The following is a 17,423-nucleotide window of genomic DNA, read 5'->3' on the forward strand; positions in this document are numbered from 1 at the left end:
GGGTAAAACGTTTGTCCAGTCCCTGTGGACTAATGGGGAGCTGTTGGAAGGCGGCTGTCCGACTTAATCCATCCAATGTGCTGGCAGGATTGCCCATCCAGCCAAACACCAAGCTGCGGATGAAGTTCGAGCCGCTGAGTTTGCGCTGGCGTTGAATGAAGCCGCTTTTTTTGCTAACGCGTCCGCTTTTTCATACAAGATGGCTTGCAATGCGGTGGCTACTTTTGTCAGTATCAATGCGCGGTCTCCTTGTCGAAGTCGATCTATTCGGTGTGCAAAACTAATAGCCTACCAGAGAGGGAGACCGCTTTCGCGGGTTAAAGTTGATGCGTATAGGGCACTGATTTGCCCACCCTTGAATTCAACCCGTTTCAATTCAAGCACGGAATCTTCGCCAAGGGCGATTTCTTGAGCAGATTGTCGGTTGAATCTGGCATGGTTGTATCCTTCAGGGTGGTCTGGAACAGGAGATATGACGACTTGCTTAGGATAGCATAGTTGGATGGTGTCTAACCTTAGAACGGTGGTAGGTGCATCCACCGTGAATATGCGCGGGGACACAAGCCTACGTAAGTATTCACTCCACCTGTATGCCGCACCATCTCACTTGCCTGAATTTTATGCTAAAATAAAAAAATACTCACATAAATTAAATAAGTTGATCACGATTTACTTATTGTCTAACCACATAACATTGCGAGGTACGACTCATGAATCAGGCAAATGTAAAACGGACAAAAATAATTATATCAACCAAAAGAGACGTCAGGCTTCATCGTAAGAACAAGGCAAGAGTCGGCCTTGAGTTCTTAGCTAACACTCACCCTGCCATTCGGGAACACTTGGCTAGTGCAACTGATTTGCCAACGTTTATTAAATCGGCTGATTCTTTGAATCTTACAGAGCGCAAACAAATTGTTGAGCAAGCTCTCATTTTGTTCAATGATAACTATGTGCACTTGCCGTTTAAAAGGGCAATGCATGGCGTTAATCCTGTTCAAAAATTACACTTACTGAAACATCGTCTTGACCAAACCATAGAGACTGAATTGGATCACTCATGGTCATTTCATGATGAGATGTTAAAAATTTTTAACTCTGTTAGGGATATACACACTAATTATCTATTACCTAGCCCATTCACCGACAAATTTGCTTTTTTACCATTCCAAATTGAAGAATACTTTGAAAACAACAAGCCCCATTACATTGTTACTCACATTATTCAAGGTTTTTCACATCCATATTTTAAAATAGGTGTCGAAATTCAGACATGGAATGGCGTTCCTATTATGCGTGCCATAGCCTTATCCGCAGATATGCATACTGGGAGTAATTTAGCAGCCCGTCATGTTCATGGTATCGACGGGTTAACGATTCGCCCATTGATTGTTGCGCCTATGCCAGATGCTTTATGGGTTATTGTTGAATATACTGATCTTGATGGCATCCAACGTGAGTTGAAACATAATTGGATTGTGGCGACATTTATGCCAGATCTTGCCGGGATTGATGCTGGCTCATTGAGCACAAGCGCAGTTTCTATAGGAGAAGATTTACAAGCCGAACTTACCCACCAAGCCAAAAAGATGCTCTTTGCACCAACAGCAGTGGCAACAGAAAAAGGGGAAGTGTTGCCCCATGACACATCTGCCAGTCAAACTATTCCGACGTTAATGAAGGGGATTCTTCATGCAAAGAGCGTCGATACCTCATCGGGGCTATTTGGGTATATCCGAATCTTTTCTTTTAATGTTGAAAATCCTCATGCATTTATCAGTGAGTTTGTTCGCTTAGTTGAGTCACTACCACAAAAGGGGTTAATTATAGATGTTCGCGGCAATGGGGGAGGACATATTTGGGCTAGTGAAGGTCTTCTACAGTTACTAACTCCAACGGATATATCACCAGAGCCAATGCAGTTCATTAATACAGCCTTAAACCTGCGCATTTGTAAACGACATCAAGCAAGCTTACTAGGTGAAATTGATCTTGGAGCATGGATTCCATCAATCTTGCAATCAGTGGAAACTGGTGCCACATACTCATCTGCTTTCCCAATTACTCCTGTGGATTTTGCAAATCAAATTGGTCAGAAATATTATGGCCCAGTCGTACTAATCACTGATGCACGCTGCTACAGCGCGACAGACATATTTGCGGCTGGCTTTCAGGATCATGAAATTGGTCATATTCTTGGAGTAGATGCCAATACCGGAGCAGGCGGTGCCAATGTTTGGAGACATAGCTTCTTGAAAGAGTTGCTAGAGACGCCTCAACCATCGGATCCTGAAACACCCTATAAAAGTTTACCCAAGGGGGCTGATATGCGAGTTGCTATCCGCCGTTCACTTAGGGTTGGCAAACAATCAGGCACACCCATTGAAGATTTAGGGATTAAACCAGATTCACGCCATCACATGACAAGAGACGATTTACTAGACGGCAATATAGATCTTATCAACAAAGCTGGAGAAATTCTTTCCAGTATGCCAATCCATCAATTAAATGTAAAATTTAGAAATAATCAAGGAACAGCCACTATTCACGTAGAAACTATCGGACTCACACGTCTCGATATTTATATTGATGGCCGCCCCATTCATAGCATTGATGTTATTGATGGCATTCAGTCACTTACCATTTCAATTCCTCACTCAGCAACGTTGCTAGAATTTGCTGGCTTTGAAGACAATGAATATGTAGCTGCCAAAATGATTGATCTTTGATCAACCATTAAGATAAAAAAGCCGATCGATGTTTTTCAATGATACCATTGTTGAGAAACACCGATAGCCATACTAATGTTCCTAAAGAACCTTACCGCATATTTTTTTACATAATTCTTTTAATGGATCGTTGCTGTCGGCTGGTGTTACGGGTGGCCCCCCTAATAATGCAAGAGATGCATGGGTAACTGTCTTTTTCTCAATATTAAGTGACAACATATTTCTATAGTGACAGTTAATAGTCAACATAAGTTCTAGAAAATCTTCTTTCCAACCCATCAATTTTTCATCCGCCATTGTTATTTGGCAATTTTCCTGTCTCGTTAAGGAAATCAAGGATATTTTTAAGTATTGTATATAATCGTCATGAGTTTTCTTAATTAAATCAATTTCTTGATATAATTCCCTTATATCAATAAGTAACTCATCTCTGTTGGCTACCCCCTCGGGAATACACTTAATGGGGTCTGTACTTTCCTCTACCTCTCTTTCTAAAATAGGGTATGTTGCCTTCGCTTCTTCATAGTATTCTTTTAATTGCTCTATTTTCTCCGACTCTATCCTTGAGGTGTCAATATTGGGAATCGGGTTTTTGATGAATACATTCTTCATTCTGTCATTTTCCATGGTGGTCACTCCTTGTCTTCTGTCAGGATTTCATACAGGCAGGTATCATTATCAGTCAGTGTTGTTGCGAGATATTTTTTCGAAAGGTGGCTTTTCAAATGCTCTACAGTGATTATTGCCGTTTTATCCCCTTGGCAATGTTTTATTGCGTATGCGTGCATTAAATAATAAATAGCTTTATAATACATATCTTGCTTATTTAGTTTATTATCATAAGCATCATAGTCATTTATTTTTTCGAGCAATACTTTTCCATATATTATAGCATGGTCATTATCTGCTGTTTTTTCATTAGTTGTTCTGATTTTTACAACTGCTCTCATTAAAAATAAATTGGCAAGCATTTCGTACTTAAAAATTAAATATCTTTTATTAATTTTCTCATCTTCTATTGCTTCTAATTCCTTGCCCATGATAATAAGACTATCTTTTATTGCAATGTCCTTGTTTCTTGAGTTTTCCTTAAATTCACCAGATACTAAGCTATATTTTTTATTAATATCATCAATCTTATTCTCAATTTGTATATCTGGAAGCTGTATTGCAAGAAAAATTAAAAGAATGGATATAACAAAAATAGATATTAGTGCAGTTAAATTATAGATATTTTTATACCGATAATGTTTGCGACTTTTCTGAATGATGGCTGATTCAACCCTGTCCTGCTGCCAGTTAATAGTTCCGTATTGACCTTTTTCTATCATTTTCAAAGCAAAACTGTCCAATACAGGTTCTTTCCTCTCCCCTGTCACAGCTCTATCAGACCAGTTTTTTTTCCACTCATTTAATAATCGACGGGCTTTTTGTCCTGGAAGCTCAGACTCAGCAAAGCGAGTAGCAATGAGCTGTGCAATAGTATCATGGGCAAGACGGGTCTTCGTAAGGGTATCATTGTCTTTATCCGACTGAGGCTCAATAATCAGGTAACGGTTTTTTAAGGCTATTAGCAAAGGCAAACGATAATCGACATGGCTATATAAGTTGTCATATTCTTTGTAATGAAGTGTTTTGGCTGTATTTTGAGGAGTAACATGACTGTGGAGTACATCCAGTAATAGACCACTATTTTTGGCAGATTTCCCCCAAGCTTCCTTATCGGCAATATCTTGCACTTGTTGATCTAGATAGTTTTCTAGGAGCAGACCAGTTTTTTGCTCCTCCAGATATAACTTCTCATTCCAAATGCGATGCTCATGCTTTTCGACCCTCTGCCATAATTTAGACAAAATAATTTGCAAAGTTGGTGTGATATTGGAGTTTTTATCTTTTAATAAATCATCTGCGATTTGCTCAGCGAGCCTGTTGTCTTCTGTATTTTCAATTTCCAGACGGTATTTGTCATACAAGTAATGAACTTTAGCAGGTGCTTCAATTATCTCGATAATTGCCTGTTTATTCAAAGGGGGCAGAAAGTATTTCCAACAATCAAGCTTATACTGTTCACATGCATATTCGAGTTCTGAATACCACTCCTTGCGTATGCACAGAATGGCTTTTGTCTTTCCATCCAACGGGTAAAGCAAGTTGTGCAGAACTGTCAGTAATTCTTGCAGACGGTCAGGGATAATGTGAGCCGGATTGTCCCCACTGTACTGAAGAAAAATTTCCTCCATTTGGTCGATGATCCAAACTGTTGCCAAAACACTGTTTGTAGCTGGCAAGTCATTGCGCACATTGAGTGTTTCATCCTTGCCAAAAATCTGTATGCCTAAACTGTATTTTGGATCATATTCGCTGTAGCGGAAATAATGTAGTGTCTGCCCTCGACTCAACAGACGTGGTATTAGTCCTGCCTTCAGGAAAGAGGACTTACCAACCCCTGTCCCACCATGTAACAAGATCACTGGTTCTGGCTTATCTAGTGCATTCAGAATATCCAGAGTTGCCTGGCAGCGTCCGAAAAATATTTCGGCATCACTTTCTGTGTAGTAATACAGATTCTTGAAGGGTTTGGCTGGTAGTACGCCACCATGTAGCAGGGACGGTAGCCGGTTACATGGATTTGCCGCTTCTTCCAGCCGCCAGCCACCTCCCGTCGAAAATTCCCGGATCCACGCCCAATCCTGACTGGCTGCATCCTGATTTATAGCCAGTGAGCGGTATTGCTGCCCCCAACTGGTTTGTACATCGCTACATGCCTGTTCATAAGCACATGCCACGCTTAACCCTTGTTCTGCCAAGGCGCTGAAAAAACCCTCACTGAAATCTTGTGCCGTTTTATCCCCGATGGATTGCCGCGTACCAATCACATTCGGAATACCAACGTCCACCAACGCCTTGACCAAGCGGACATTGTTACAACCATTAAGGAAAACCAACTGCAATTGACTACATTCATTGAGTTTGGTGGCAAGCCCCTCGGCATACACAGTGCCTTCATCCAGTTGCAACAGCCTTGTGCCGGAATGCCCAGCAAAGTGCAAAATCACCAGCCGCTCACGGTCGATATTCAGTGCATCAATCACACCTGCGACCGTGCTGTAATCAAGTTCTTTCACCTCAAGATTCAGTTGTTCAGCAACAGGCTTCAATAGATGGCTCAGGCGCTGCCGTTCTTTGGGGATATTTTCAAGGTATGCAATCCTATCGTTGGCAAACACCAGTAGAATTAAGGGTCTGGTGTCATTGCCGCTTTGCCTCATCACCGAATCCCCGCCACAAACGCATCCACAATCCTCGTATACCCCGCCGTATTCGGATGCATATCATCAAACCAGTACCCATCTTGCGTCAAACCACGGCAATTGATAAACGTCACTTGTGGAAACTGGGCAGCAGCCTCCTGAATCCGCTGGTTCAACAAATCCATCATCGGGCTGAGAATGCCCCGCATCCTCTCCTCAGGAATATGCTTGGCGGTCAAATGCTGCCCGATATACTGGCTTTCCTCGGTGGGTTTAGGGTAGTCGTAGCCATACACCAGAATTTTCACATCCGGCTTGCGTGCCAAAACCTCCCGGATCAGCGCGGCATAAGTATCCCGAATCCAGACCAGCAAGTTATGCCCCGCCGGGTTCAGGTAATCATTGACCGCCCGACTGGGGTGGTAAGGGTGGACAATATTGCGCAAATTGACCTGCAAATCATTCCCCCCCGCACTCAGCAAAAAATACTGCGGCTGAAAGCTGTCAATAACCGTCAGGTATTCCTTGCGCTGGTAAATCTGCCCCAAGGTGTCACCCCAATGCGCAATATTCTTCACCTCCAGACCGGGGCGGTGCTGGAGCTGTGTGCCAATCGCCTTAGGAAACAGTCGCGGCAACAGGAAAATGCCCGGAATTTCCGGTAAGCGACACCACGAATCCCCCTCCACCAACACCCGAATGGCATCCAGTGATTTGGGCGTATCCAGCGCATCGCCCGGCAACAACACCAGATTAGCCGGGTCATCCCCCTCCTCTGGAATCTGCGCCGTGTCACCCTGCGGATTGACCAGCAGCAAATCCTGCAAGGCTTCATTCAAGCGCTGGTCAACGTCATAACCGGGTGGCAAACCCTCCACCGCCACTTCCGGCTTGATGCGCAGCTTGATGACGGGTGAAGTCGGGTCAAGCTCCACATAATCCCGCAGCGCCGAGCCGTTCGTACCCGCAAGGTTGTTGATCAGGTGTTCCAGTTCAGTAAACGTAACCGTCGTGTTCATGCCGCATTCTCCTGAAAACATTACTCACGCAATTGCTGGGCAATCTTCTGCACCGCCGCCGGGTCAGCAAAATAGGACAGGTGGTCACACTGCACCGGCTCAACCGTGACTGCCGCCTGCCATACCGGGTTGAACTGCACCATGCTGCCATGCCCCACCGCCATGTCGTTGGCTTCCTTAAACAGCTTTTCCGTTAACAAGTCGTAAGCAGCGAGTTTGGTACGTTGCCCCAAGTAGGCTAACAATGTGCTAAGCCGCGCTGTATGCCTGCCGGGGGCAATCATTTGCCCACTGGTATCCCCTGCCACCACCCGGTAACGCACATTGGTGGGTTCCGCCGCATTTGCCAGTTCATGGATGAAATCACTGTCCGGCGCGAGTTGATCAAGGGTGTTATCGACCGCATCCAGCAATTTCATTAGTGCCGCGACCACCACACCACCCACCGCTACTGTGGTCAGGCCATTCAAGATAGCGACCAGATTGCTGTACGCCCAAGTTTTAAGGACGGCATAACCGTGCTCTTTGAAAGACGCCAGCGGCGAACCACCATTGGGCGTGCCGACCATCACCAGCGTATTGACGAGCTGATCACCCCCCTCACGTTCGATAAACCAACGTGCCACCAGCCCCCCCATCGAATGGGCGAGGATGTCGAGGCGTTTGCCACCCTCTGGCGTAATCCCGGCCTGTTCCAACTGGGCTTTCAAAGCTTTGGCAACGTCTTGAATACGGGTATTGAGGTTTTCGTAATCAAAGGTCAGGATCAGGTCATACGCTGCGCCCAACGGCGCTTGCCCCGCACTGTGGACGAGGTTGACGCAACCCACCATAGCGCTGCTGTGACCGATAATGCCGTGAATCAGCAATAGGATGCGTTGGGCATCCTTAGCTTTGGCGACAACTGTGGGTTTATCGTGGGTATAGCCCTCTAGTCTGGCGGGGTCATTGGGGGCAAAACGCGGTGTCCCCAGCACGTGAATTTCCTCATCAATCCGCAGCAAGTCACGGTAAACCAGTTTGCGGAACAAGACTTTCAGAGCGCTGCCAAGGCTTTTGGTGCCATCATCCGGGGTGGTTGCTGCTGCTTCTGGCAAGCTTTCGATACGGATAAAAGTACGCCCATCCTCCCCTGTTGTGGCATAACCCAGTGGCAAAAAGAACTGGTTTGCACTGTCATAAACATAGGGGATGATCTGCTCACCCGCAGCCAGAGGCTGGTTGATGGAAAGTGTGAGTGGATTCGCTGGGGAAACAGCCGCCGCATCACGGGTGAGATAAATATCCAGCGCATCCAGCCCCAAATCCGCGCCGCGCCCATCGCTAAACGTAAACACACTGGCATCAGCGCTGAGTACGCTTGGTTCGTAGACGGTTTGTGCCATGCCCCGGCTATTTTCCTGATGTGCCGTTGTCAGGCGCACCATCCCCCGAAAGGCAGGATGTGGCTCAATGTATACCGCGTGATTGCCAACTTGCAGCAACAGTTCGGCATCCTGTTCCGGGACAGCCTTGCTTTCCTGTGGGCGGATCACCGTCAGATTGATGACTTTGCTCGTCCAATCCGTGGGTGCTGCGGAAACCTCGTCACCTAATGAACGAAAGTGGGAGTCAAACGCCAGTTGTTCCAAACTGTTCATCAAAGCGCGTGTACCCGCCGCTTTGCCGTCATACAATTGCAACCCCGGCTGGTTTAACAGACTGGAATCAAAAACGCTTTCACAAACAATCAGTTTAAGGGAATCCTGAATACGGGTAATGCCTTGTGTCAGCAATTCATCCTTGATTTTGAGGGGGATGACTTTACCTTCGCGGGCTTTGACCTTGGGCTGGGCTTTGAGCTGGTTTTCCTGATCGGAACCTTCATGGCTAAGCCAACCACCACTCGCCAACACATTGGAAACCTCCCCGGTGCTGCCATCGAAATACAGCAAGGCATAATACAACGGGGGCTGGTTAGGCTTAAGGCGCAGTTCCAGATGAAAACGGGGTTGCTCCCATTGCGAGCCGTTAAACGCATACTTTAAGGTGACATCCTCATTTATGTATTCCTGACCGTCGTAAGTCACCACCATCTCAACCGGATCACCCAACCGGGTTTGCGGATTGTGCAAATCCCGTTTCTGCTGCCAACGCACCAGCGCCGCCGCCTGTTCCAACACCTTCAAGGCATCATCCGCCTTTTTAAACAGCGGGCGTGTATCGCTGGTTTGGGTCAGGTAATACGCGCCCGCCTGCGCATGGACAATATAATGCGCTTCACCATGTTGCTCCTCCTCCTTGAGAAAACAACCGGGATCAGCCGGTGATTCCCCGGCTTGCAGAATGGCGCGTGCCTCCTGAAGACTGCTGGCATCACCCTGCAAACGTATGGCTGTTTTGGCAAAATGCTGGCGGGTAATAATAGCGGTATAGGGCTGGTCAGCCACCTTCAACACCGAGGCATCTTTAATCAGCAAGGTGCTGTTGAAACTGCCTGCCTGCTGGATGCGTGCCGTCGTCAGGCAAGTATCCGGTTTGCCAATAGCAGCGTCTTTGCCAAACAACGCCAACTCATCCCCTGAATGCAAACCGTGCATCATGCCCGCATCCAGTTTCCACTCCCCCGCTTCCTGTGAAACCAGAATCCTTAACGACAGACGTTCCGCCCCCAACACCACTTGGGTAACATCCGCCCCAGCCACCGCCTCAATTTGCGGAACCTGACTGAAGTTTTTGCTTTGCAGGCGCAAATGGATGTGGTTGCGCAATTCCTGATAACTGATCGGGTATTGCAAAGCAGACAGGGTTTCGCACAAGGCAAACGTAAACAGACCGTGTTTCTGGAATCCAGAGGACACCGAACCTTGTGCTTTCTCAATCGACACCTGAAAGTCCTGACAGCCCGACAGCAAAATGTGTTTGCCCGATGCCGGGATCAGGGTTTTGAGTTGTGCCTGATCTAGGGTTTTATCCACCTGTTGCCAGAAAATGAAACTATCGAGTGGGTATTCAGCCGTATCAACCGGGGCAAGCCGCCATTCCTCTTCCTTGTCACCCAATACCCGCGTGCCATGCCCGCCATGACAACAATCCAGCAAGACAACAATGTGTTGGCAGTGGTTTGCTGCCAGTTGCGCAATCAGGTAACGCAATTCCTTGTCGCGCAAATCGGGAATACCGGCGGTACGGCTATCATGGCAAACCAGTGACTCATTCAAATGGTCAGGTTCCATATCCCAGAAAATCTCCGGTGCAAGCGTCTGCGCCCCGTGACCAGAAAAGTAGAAAACGGCACTATCCTCTGCTTGCCAGTCACGCCCCAGCAAATGCTGCTGGAAATGCCCGATAATGTTTTGCCGGGTTGCCTGCGCACTCAACAGTACGTCAATATTTTCCGGGGGGATACCAAACTTTTTCTGCAAGGTATTGGAAAACAAGTAGACATCATTTTCACAGCCATACAGCGTTCTAGCCTGTGAACTCTGATAATGGTTAATGCCAACCAGCAAGCCATAAACAGCCATTTATTACCCCCTTCTTTGTTGCCTACTGTTTACCTCTTACATAAACAAGGAACCATACCCAAATTCGCGGTATATTTCCCTGATTTCACCTTCCACAGGTTCTTTTATCAGATCACTGAGCTGATCTTGCATGGATTTGCCGGTCTGCTCACCTTTGAGCGCAATATCCACCGCAAAAAAGAAAGCACGCCCGTAGCGGGCAATCAGTTCCGCCCGATCCAGCCCGTTAACGATCTTGCGGGCGTTGTACCAGTCGCTATCTTCATGAAAATACTTGCCCAAGCCCACACCGGTAAACAAACCGTGGATCATGCCTTCAAACAGGATTTGGGTAGCAATAGGCATATCCAACGCTTTATCAGGGTAGTTCAGCAGATCCACCTTCAACCGTTCACCCATGGTCTTGTAATTGTAATCCCACGTAAGCTGTACAAAACCGCGCCCGTAATAAGGCGTATTGCCATATTTTCTGCCAGCCCCCTTGCCATACTCCTCAATCGGCTGCATGGTACGGGCGGTTTCATGGTAGGTGGTCGCCAAAATGTAAGCCAACCAACGGGCATCGCTTAGCTTGCGTTTATCCCATTCAGTAAGAATCGCCTCCATCCCTTCCACTTGGCTTTTAGCTAGCACCCCATCAAACGGTGCATTGCGCACTGCATTGTAAAAAATTGCCTTGTCCATGGTTCATCCCTCTTATTTGGAAGGTTTCAAGTCCGCATAAGCCTCATAACGCAAGTCTTTATACTTGGCTTCGCTCAGAAACTTATCAATATCTTTGGGAGCGCCCGGTTTCTTGTTTAACCACGCTTGTAAAACCGCCTTATTGCCATCCTGCTTAATCCATTCGCGGAAATATTCATCCGGGGTTCCGGGTGCGTTTACAATGGGCGAAGGCTTGGGTTTAGGGTCAGGTTTTATTGTCGGAGGTACAGGTTTAGAAGATCCCGCTCCCGTGTTTGCCACCGGAGGCGTTTTATCCTTATCAGGTAGCTCAGCAGATTGTTCAAACACAGAACAACCGGCAAGGAATACAGCAGCAAAGGCACAGGCCAAGATTGCACTCTTTTTCATCACTTTCACCCCGCTATCGTGATTGGCTAGTCATCTTAAGTGTATAGCCTAAAGATCACTCAAATACTGATTTTTCTGAGTATTTTATTGACTTATATCATGAGATTTTTTTATGAAAAACAATGAAAAATAGTAATTAACCTTGGTTTACAGGCTAATTAATCATACCCCGACATCTCCAAATACCCCCGCCCCAGCACTTCGCCATTCGCCACATCCACCACGCGCACTGCCCCTTCCCAGTACGTAATCCCCGTCTGCATCAACTGATCATCCACCACCGCCTCAATCCGCCAGCGTTTTCCTTGCTGCGGCAAAGACATCTCCCACGCCACCGGATACCGCACCCCGCTTGCCGCCTGCCAGTAACGCAACGGTTTCAGCATTACATCATCACTGGCAAGCGTTTGCGCCGTACCCTCCGGTAACACCCACTTCCCCGCACTGTGCGCATCCGCCTCCCCCGACTTTTTGCGCAAGCGGTAAAACATCAGCTCATGCCCATCGTGCAATTGCAGCGAAAACCAATCCCACCCCGCCTGATCCGCCCCCAGCGCACTGGTACTCCATTCCCGATCCAGCCAAGATTCGCCCGTCACGGTGAAACGCTGCCCATCACGGTAAATTTCCCCCAGCGTCTGCAAGCGCGTCAGCGAGTAATAATACGAGGCATTGCCCACCTCACTGCTTTTCTGGCTCAAACCCTGATCACCCTGCAACACCGGCGGCTTTTGCGGGCGCAATTGCAAATTCAGGGTGAAATCGTGCGCCTTCACCGCAATCGCCCAGGGAAATTCCCCCGCCCCATTGCCGACCATCTGCCAATCTTCCAACCACACCCGAAACGGCTGCACGGATTGCCCCGCCAAGCCTGCCGCTCCCCGCGCCAACCGCTGATCATGTAAATGCTCACCAGCTTGCACATCGGTCAGCGCCACATGCGCCATCCACACCTGATTGCTTGCCCACGGTGAAGCACTCACAGGCTTATCGGGCATGAATGCAATCCGAAACCACGTCACCTGATAGCCGAATTGCCGCCCGTCATCGGTTTGCACATTGCCCGTCACATACCACCATTCGTTACGGAAATCGGGATGCGCCGCGTGATCTTGCGGAAACTGGAAGGCGCGGGGCGCAAGCGCACGGCTAAACCGCGCATCCGCCACCCCGCCGAGAGCGGCGTTTAAATCGAAGGTGTCAGGTTCGGGAGTTTTGCTACACCCCGCCAACAACAATAAACAGAAGAGAAAGATAAGAGGGCGTATGCAATACGCCCCTACCATCCCCTGTAGGGGCGTATTGCATACGCCCTCTTCCTCTTCACAACATTTCCATTTACCGCGCATCCAATCCCTCCCGCACCGAGGCTCGCCCAATACGCCGCACCGGATAAATACTTGCCAGCAACGCCGCCACCAACGCCAGTGCAACCGCTTGCAACGGCACCAACGCGAACACATGCGTTTGCATCGTCCACCCAAACGAACGCTGGTTAATAATCTCGATCAACACCACCGACAGCAACCACCCCAACGGCAGCGACAACAACCCAGCCAGCAACCCAATCAACGCCGCCTGCCCCAACACCAGCCGCTGTAATTGCTGCGGCGTAAACCCCGTCGCCCGCAAAATCGCAAACTCACGCCCCTTTTCCAAAAACAACGCCATCAACGCACTGAACACGCCCACGAACGCCACAATAATTACCAGCAAGCGCAACACATTGGTAATCGCAAATGTCCGGTCAAACACCTGCAAGGAAAACTCGCGAATATCCTGATTGGAACGCACCACCAACGGCTGCCCCGCCTGCTGCAATTCGCCCGCCCAGGTTTGTAACTGCCGCTTCAGCGCCGCCACATCCGCCCCCGCTGCTGCTTGTATCCCAATCGACGAAATTCCCCGATCCGCCCAATAACGCTCGTACAACCCACGCGGCAATACCACCATGCCCTGCGTTGCACTGTAATCGCGAAACACCCCCAACACCGGCAAATTCACCTTGCCCGCCACTTCTGTCGTCACTTGCACCGTATCACCGCGCCGCTTGCCCCGATGATACGCAAACGGCTCTGACACCAGCAGCCCTTCGCCTGCCAGAAACCGTTGCCAAATCGCCGCCGCATCACCCTCCAAAAACGCAAACCCGCGCCCGCTATAACGACTCGGCTGCAACACCAACACAGGCATCGGAAAATCTTCCACTGTCAACCGCGTCGTGCGCCCCGTACTTACTGCTTCTACGCCCTCTAACGCCTGCACCCGTGCCAACCAATCGGGATGCAATGAACCATCCACCCGCGACGCTTCCTGCGACGTTGCCGACACATACACATCACTGGCAAGCGTCATTTCCAGCCATTCCGCCACACTCGCCCGAAACGAGCCGATCATAATGCTCACACCCACCGTTGCCGACACCGCCACCGTCAGCGCAATAATCGCCAAACTGGTACGGCTCAAACTCGCCTGCACCCCACGTATCGCCATGCGCAGCAACAAGTGCAACCGCAGCCGTTGCAAACCGTGCAAGGCCATGCGCAATACCAACGGTACACACAAGCTATACCCCACAATCAGCAAAAACAGCCCGAAAAACCCCGTTACCAACTGCTTACCGGAATAGCCAATCAACCCCGCACTCGCCAACATCAGCACCACACCAGCCACCGCCAAGCCCGTCCCCCTACGCTGATTGCCCTGTTCCAAGGTCGATTGCCGTTGCACTTGCACGGGCGACACCTGCGCTGCTTCCCACGCAGGCGCTAACGTCGCCACCAACACCGCCAGCAAGGTAATGCCCACGCCTTTCAGCAATACCACCGGCGTCAACAGCAAATCCGTCGCCCGCACACTCACGTATAAATCGCTGATGGTTTGCGTCACCAACACCAGCAAACCCTGCCCCAACAACACACCCAGCAAGACTCCCAACACACTACCGACCACACCCAATACCAAGGCTTCCAGCAACAAATGGCGGAACAACTGTCCACCCGTTACCCCCACCATGCGCCCAATCGCAAACGCCTGCCGCCGCTGCAACACCGAAAACGTCATGGTGTTGTAGACCAGAAACGCCCCCACCAACATTGCCAGCAAACTCATCGCCAGCAAATTGGTACTAAACGCTTGCGTCATCTGGGTGAACACTTGTTGGCGGGCGGCGAAGGATTCGAGCTTGAGCGCAGGCGGCAACCGCGCTTGCAATTCAGCCGCTTGTTCGTCGGTAAGTTTGAGCTGGATTTTGGTGAGACCGGACGCCGAACATTCCCCCCATCCTAACCTTCCCCCGCAAGGGGGGAAGGGACAAGAAGTACGCCCATCTTCTGTCTTACTCCCTTCACCCCTTGCGGGGGAAGGGCTGGGGATGGGGGGGCAGTTCGGAGCAAGACCCTGTACCGTCGCAATATCCGCCACCCACAACTCGTCACTGATTCGCACCCGCGCCCCCGGCTCAGTCAGCAACTGCCGCACTTCCTCAGCGTCAATGTCTACCCCCGCCGCCTGTTGCAACGGCGCAGCGAACGGATCAATCCCCAGCAACGTCGCCTGCAAACCCTCCTTCTCAATCGCCACTTCCACCACTGGCGCAGATTCCCGATACCCCCATTCCACCCGCAACTGCCGGTAAAAATCATCAGGAACATTGCCGCGCACGGCAGTGATTTCATGCGTCATCGTCCCCGACAGCGCATTTACCGACGCCCGAAACGATTGCCCCGCGCTCTGATTCGCCAAATCCACTGCAATAATCACCGCCGTCCCCAGCGCAATGCTCAACAGCGTCAGCCACAACTGCCAGGGATGTCGCGTGAAAAACCGCCAACTGGCACGTGCCAGCAAAGTATTGCTCATGTCATAAACCGCACACGCCACCTTCGTACACATCCATCACCGCTTTCAGTTCCTGATAGATATAGTCACGCTCGTCAACACTGAAGGCCACGACCCGCTCAGGCACATCACCGTTTTCCATTGCATACAGCAACTTGTTTACCTGAATACAGCCCAGACTCGCCAGTACATCCACCTCTGCGTCCAGCCGGTGCGTATCGAGTGTTTGCACCGCACACGCCACTTCAGACGCAATGCTGCTGTTATCACCAAACCAGAAATCCAAGCCTTTGGACAAGAACTCCTCATAACTCAGGTAATGCGAACCGTCACACGAGAAATTCAGCCCCACCGTGCCATTCACAATATTCAACGAAGCCGAACGCAAATAAATGGTTTCATCCGCAAACCGCAAGGCTTTTAACTGCTTCAATACCCTGCCCACATCGGCAGGCGGCACAATGGCACGCTCGAAATAAGGTCGGCGTGGGTAAGCCAAACAAATGCTGGGGTCAATCAATTCCTCATTGGTCAGGATGCGGTACACATACGGGTCATCCCGATGCCAAATCGTGGTACGGCTGCTGGAAAAGTGAATCTGAAAATGGTGTACGCCCTGATCAAGAATCAGCGCCTCATGCACCGACAGCACCACATCAATGTGCCGATCCATCACACTCTCCACCCGCTGTTGCGCAAACAAACCACTACGAATCGCGGGGTCACCCTTGATTTGTCGCCACTGACTCGGCTCTTCGTAGATCACTTCCGAATGCGGCAATTCGCGCAAGTCGTAATCCACGCCCAAAAACCCGACGCGTTGCCCATTGGCATCCCGAATACTTTGAATCGCCGTGATCGATGGGCGCTTTTTATTGCGGCTGATGTAAGCTTCCGATAGGTTAAAGTCGATACTGGCATCGTGCATGTGCTTCATGTACGGGCGCTCGGAACGGTCACGCCCGCGTGCTTCCGGGTCAGCGCCGTAACGGTTCACCGTGGAGCTGATTTGTACCCCGTGCGCATCCAGCACGTACACGTATTTGCAATAATCCAGTGCGCTGAATACCCGCCGCATACACTCATCCAGCCGCTCGACCTCATCCATCTGCGGCAAGATTCTGCCCGCATACTCATTGAGCGCATTACCTAACAAATCCGTGAGCAACGCACGGTGTGAGTTAATCGAATGTTGTAGTGATTTCGCCATAAATACCCTCATCAATTATCCGTGGTGCTTACCACGCCAAGGCTTGTGCGCCAGTTTGCAAGCCACCATCCACCATCACCAAAATACGCCCTGCGCGTTCTGCCACCGTGCGGCTATGCGTCACCACCAGCAAGGTTTGTTGCGCCGCATCCGCCAGTGAAAACAGCAAATCCAACACCAATGCACCGGTTTTCGCATCCAGATTGCCGGTGGGTTCATCCGCCAATACCAACGCCGGTTGATGAATCAAGGCGCGTGCAATCGCCACACGCTGCTGTTCCCCGCCGGACAATTGATCAGGAAACGCCGCGCCACGTGTCGGCAATTGCACCGCTGCCAACCAATGTTGCAAACGGCGTTGCTGTTCCGCAGCTTCAACCCCCAGCAACATCAGCGGTAACAAAATATTTTCTGCCACCGTTAACGTCGGAATCAGGTTGAACTGCTGGTAAATAAACCCGATGTGTTGGCGGCGAAACAGCGTCAATTCCGGCTCACGCAAGCGTGACAACACCTTTCCCGCCAGTTGAATTTCACCGCTGGCAGGCATATCAATTCCTCCCAGCAGGTTTAATAGCGTAGACTTGCCCGAACCACTGCTGCCCACCAGCGCGACGTGTTCGCCCGCTTGCAAGCTCAGGCTGACATCACGCAGCACCGTGTGTTCACGACCGGCTTCGGGGTAAGCATAATGAAGGTGGCTGGCTTGTAACAAAATACCGATCCGTCAGTCAAAAAAGCAGGTGTAACACGGAAACCCAGCGGCGGTAAAATACCTTTCAACCCATCAATGG

The 17,423-nt window shown here is 49.7% G+C and carries 12 protein-coding genes; 1 reads left to right on the plus strand and 11 read right to left on the minus strand.

Annotated elements, in window-relative coordinates; all coding sequences use genetic code 11:
• Positions 1-63: 63 nt before the first annotated feature.
• Positions 64-237: a hypothetical protein gene (locus BLV87_RS19175; RefSeq protein ID WP_175517799.1), complete on the minus strand. Its 174-nt coding sequence runs from the start codon at positions 235-237 to the stop codon at positions 64-66.
• 473 nt (positions 238-710) lie between these two features.
• Between BLV87_RS19175 and BLV87_RS01440 the strand changes: the two genes are divergently transcribed.
• Positions 711-2,729 (plus strand): S41 family peptidase, encoded by a 2,019-nt coding sequence (locus BLV87_RS01440; RefSeq protein ID WP_093064666.1) that lies wholly within the window; start codon positions 711-713, stop codon positions 2,727-2,729.
• A gap of 81 nt (positions 2,730-2,810) precedes the next feature.
• Here BLV87_RS01440 and BLV87_RS01445 read toward each other — a convergent pair whose 3' ends face one another.
• The 10 genes from BLV87_RS01445 to BLV87_RS01490 form a co-directional block, all read right to left on the minus strand.
• A complete protein-coding gene (locus BLV87_RS01445; protein WP_093064668.1) occupies positions 2,811-3,356 on the minus strand; it encodes a hypothetical protein in 546 nt (181 codons plus the stop codon).
• Positions 3,357-3,361: 5 nt separating this feature from the next.
• On the minus strand, positions 3,362-5,998 hold the full coding sequence (locus BLV87_RS01450; protein WP_093064670.1) for an nSTAND1 domain-containing NTPase: 2,637 nt from the start codon (positions 5,996-5,998) through the stop codon (positions 3,362-3,364).
• Complete coding sequence (locus BLV87_RS01455; RefSeq protein ID WP_175517800.1) at positions 5,998-6,999, minus strand: SGNH/GDSL hydrolase family protein; 1,002 nt, start codon at positions 6,997-6,999, stop codon at positions 5,998-6,000. Before BLV87_RS01455 ends, BLV87_RS01450 begins: the two co-directional genes overlap by 1 nt.
• A 20-nt stretch (positions 7,000-7,019) precedes the next feature.
• Positions 7,020-10,505 (minus strand): caspase family protein, encoded by a 3,486-nt coding sequence (locus tag BLV87_RS01460; RefSeq protein ID WP_093064674.1) that lies wholly within the window; start codon positions 10,503-10,505, stop codon positions 7,020-7,022.
• Between the two features lie 36 nt (positions 10,506-10,541).
• Entirely contained in the window at positions 10,542-11,189 is a 648-nt protein-coding gene (locus BLV87_RS01465; RefSeq protein ID WP_093064676.1) for a glycoside hydrolase family 19 protein, read from the minus strand.
• 12 nt (positions 11,190-11,201) lie between these two features.
• The gene (locus BLV87_RS01470; protein WP_139282100.1) at positions 11,202-11,588 is read right to left on the minus strand and encodes a hypothetical protein; all 387 of its coding nucleotides are present in this window, start codon (positions 11,586-11,588) and stop codon (positions 11,202-11,204) included.
• 149 nt (positions 11,589-11,737) lie between these two features.
• Positions 11,738-12,928 carry a lipocalin-like domain-containing protein gene (locus tag BLV87_RS01475; RefSeq protein WP_245706874.1) on the minus strand — a complete coding sequence of 397 codons (1,191 nt, stop codon included), beginning with the start codon at positions 12,926-12,928 and terminating at the stop codon, positions 11,738-11,740.
• Complete coding sequence (locus tag BLV87_RS01480) at positions 12,918-15,473, minus strand: ABC transporter permease (protein WP_093064680.1); 2,556 nt, start codon at positions 15,471-15,473, stop codon at positions 12,918-12,920. The genes BLV87_RS01475 and BLV87_RS01480 overlap by 11 nt, the downstream gene beginning before the upstream one ends.
• Positions 15,442-16,629, minus strand: a complete 1,188-nt coding sequence (locus tag BLV87_RS01485) for a PDC sensor domain-containing protein (RefSeq protein WP_175517801.1) — start codon at positions 16,627-16,629, stop codon at positions 15,442-15,444. The genes BLV87_RS01480 and BLV87_RS01485 overlap by 32 nt, the downstream gene beginning before the upstream one ends.
• Positions 16,630-16,657: 28 nt before the next feature.
• On the minus strand, positions 16,658-17,344 hold the full coding sequence (locus BLV87_RS01490; protein WP_093064682.1) for an ABC transporter ATP-binding protein: 687 nt from the start codon (positions 17,342-17,344) through the stop codon (positions 16,658-16,660).
• Between the last annotated feature and the right edge of the window lie 79 nt (positions 17,345-17,423).

Origin of the sequence: Thiothrix caldifontis, assembly GCF_900107695.1 — a bacterium.
Lineage (GTDB): Bacteria > Pseudomonadota > Gammaproteobacteria > Thiotrichales > Thiotrichaceae > Thiothrix > Thiothrix caldifontis.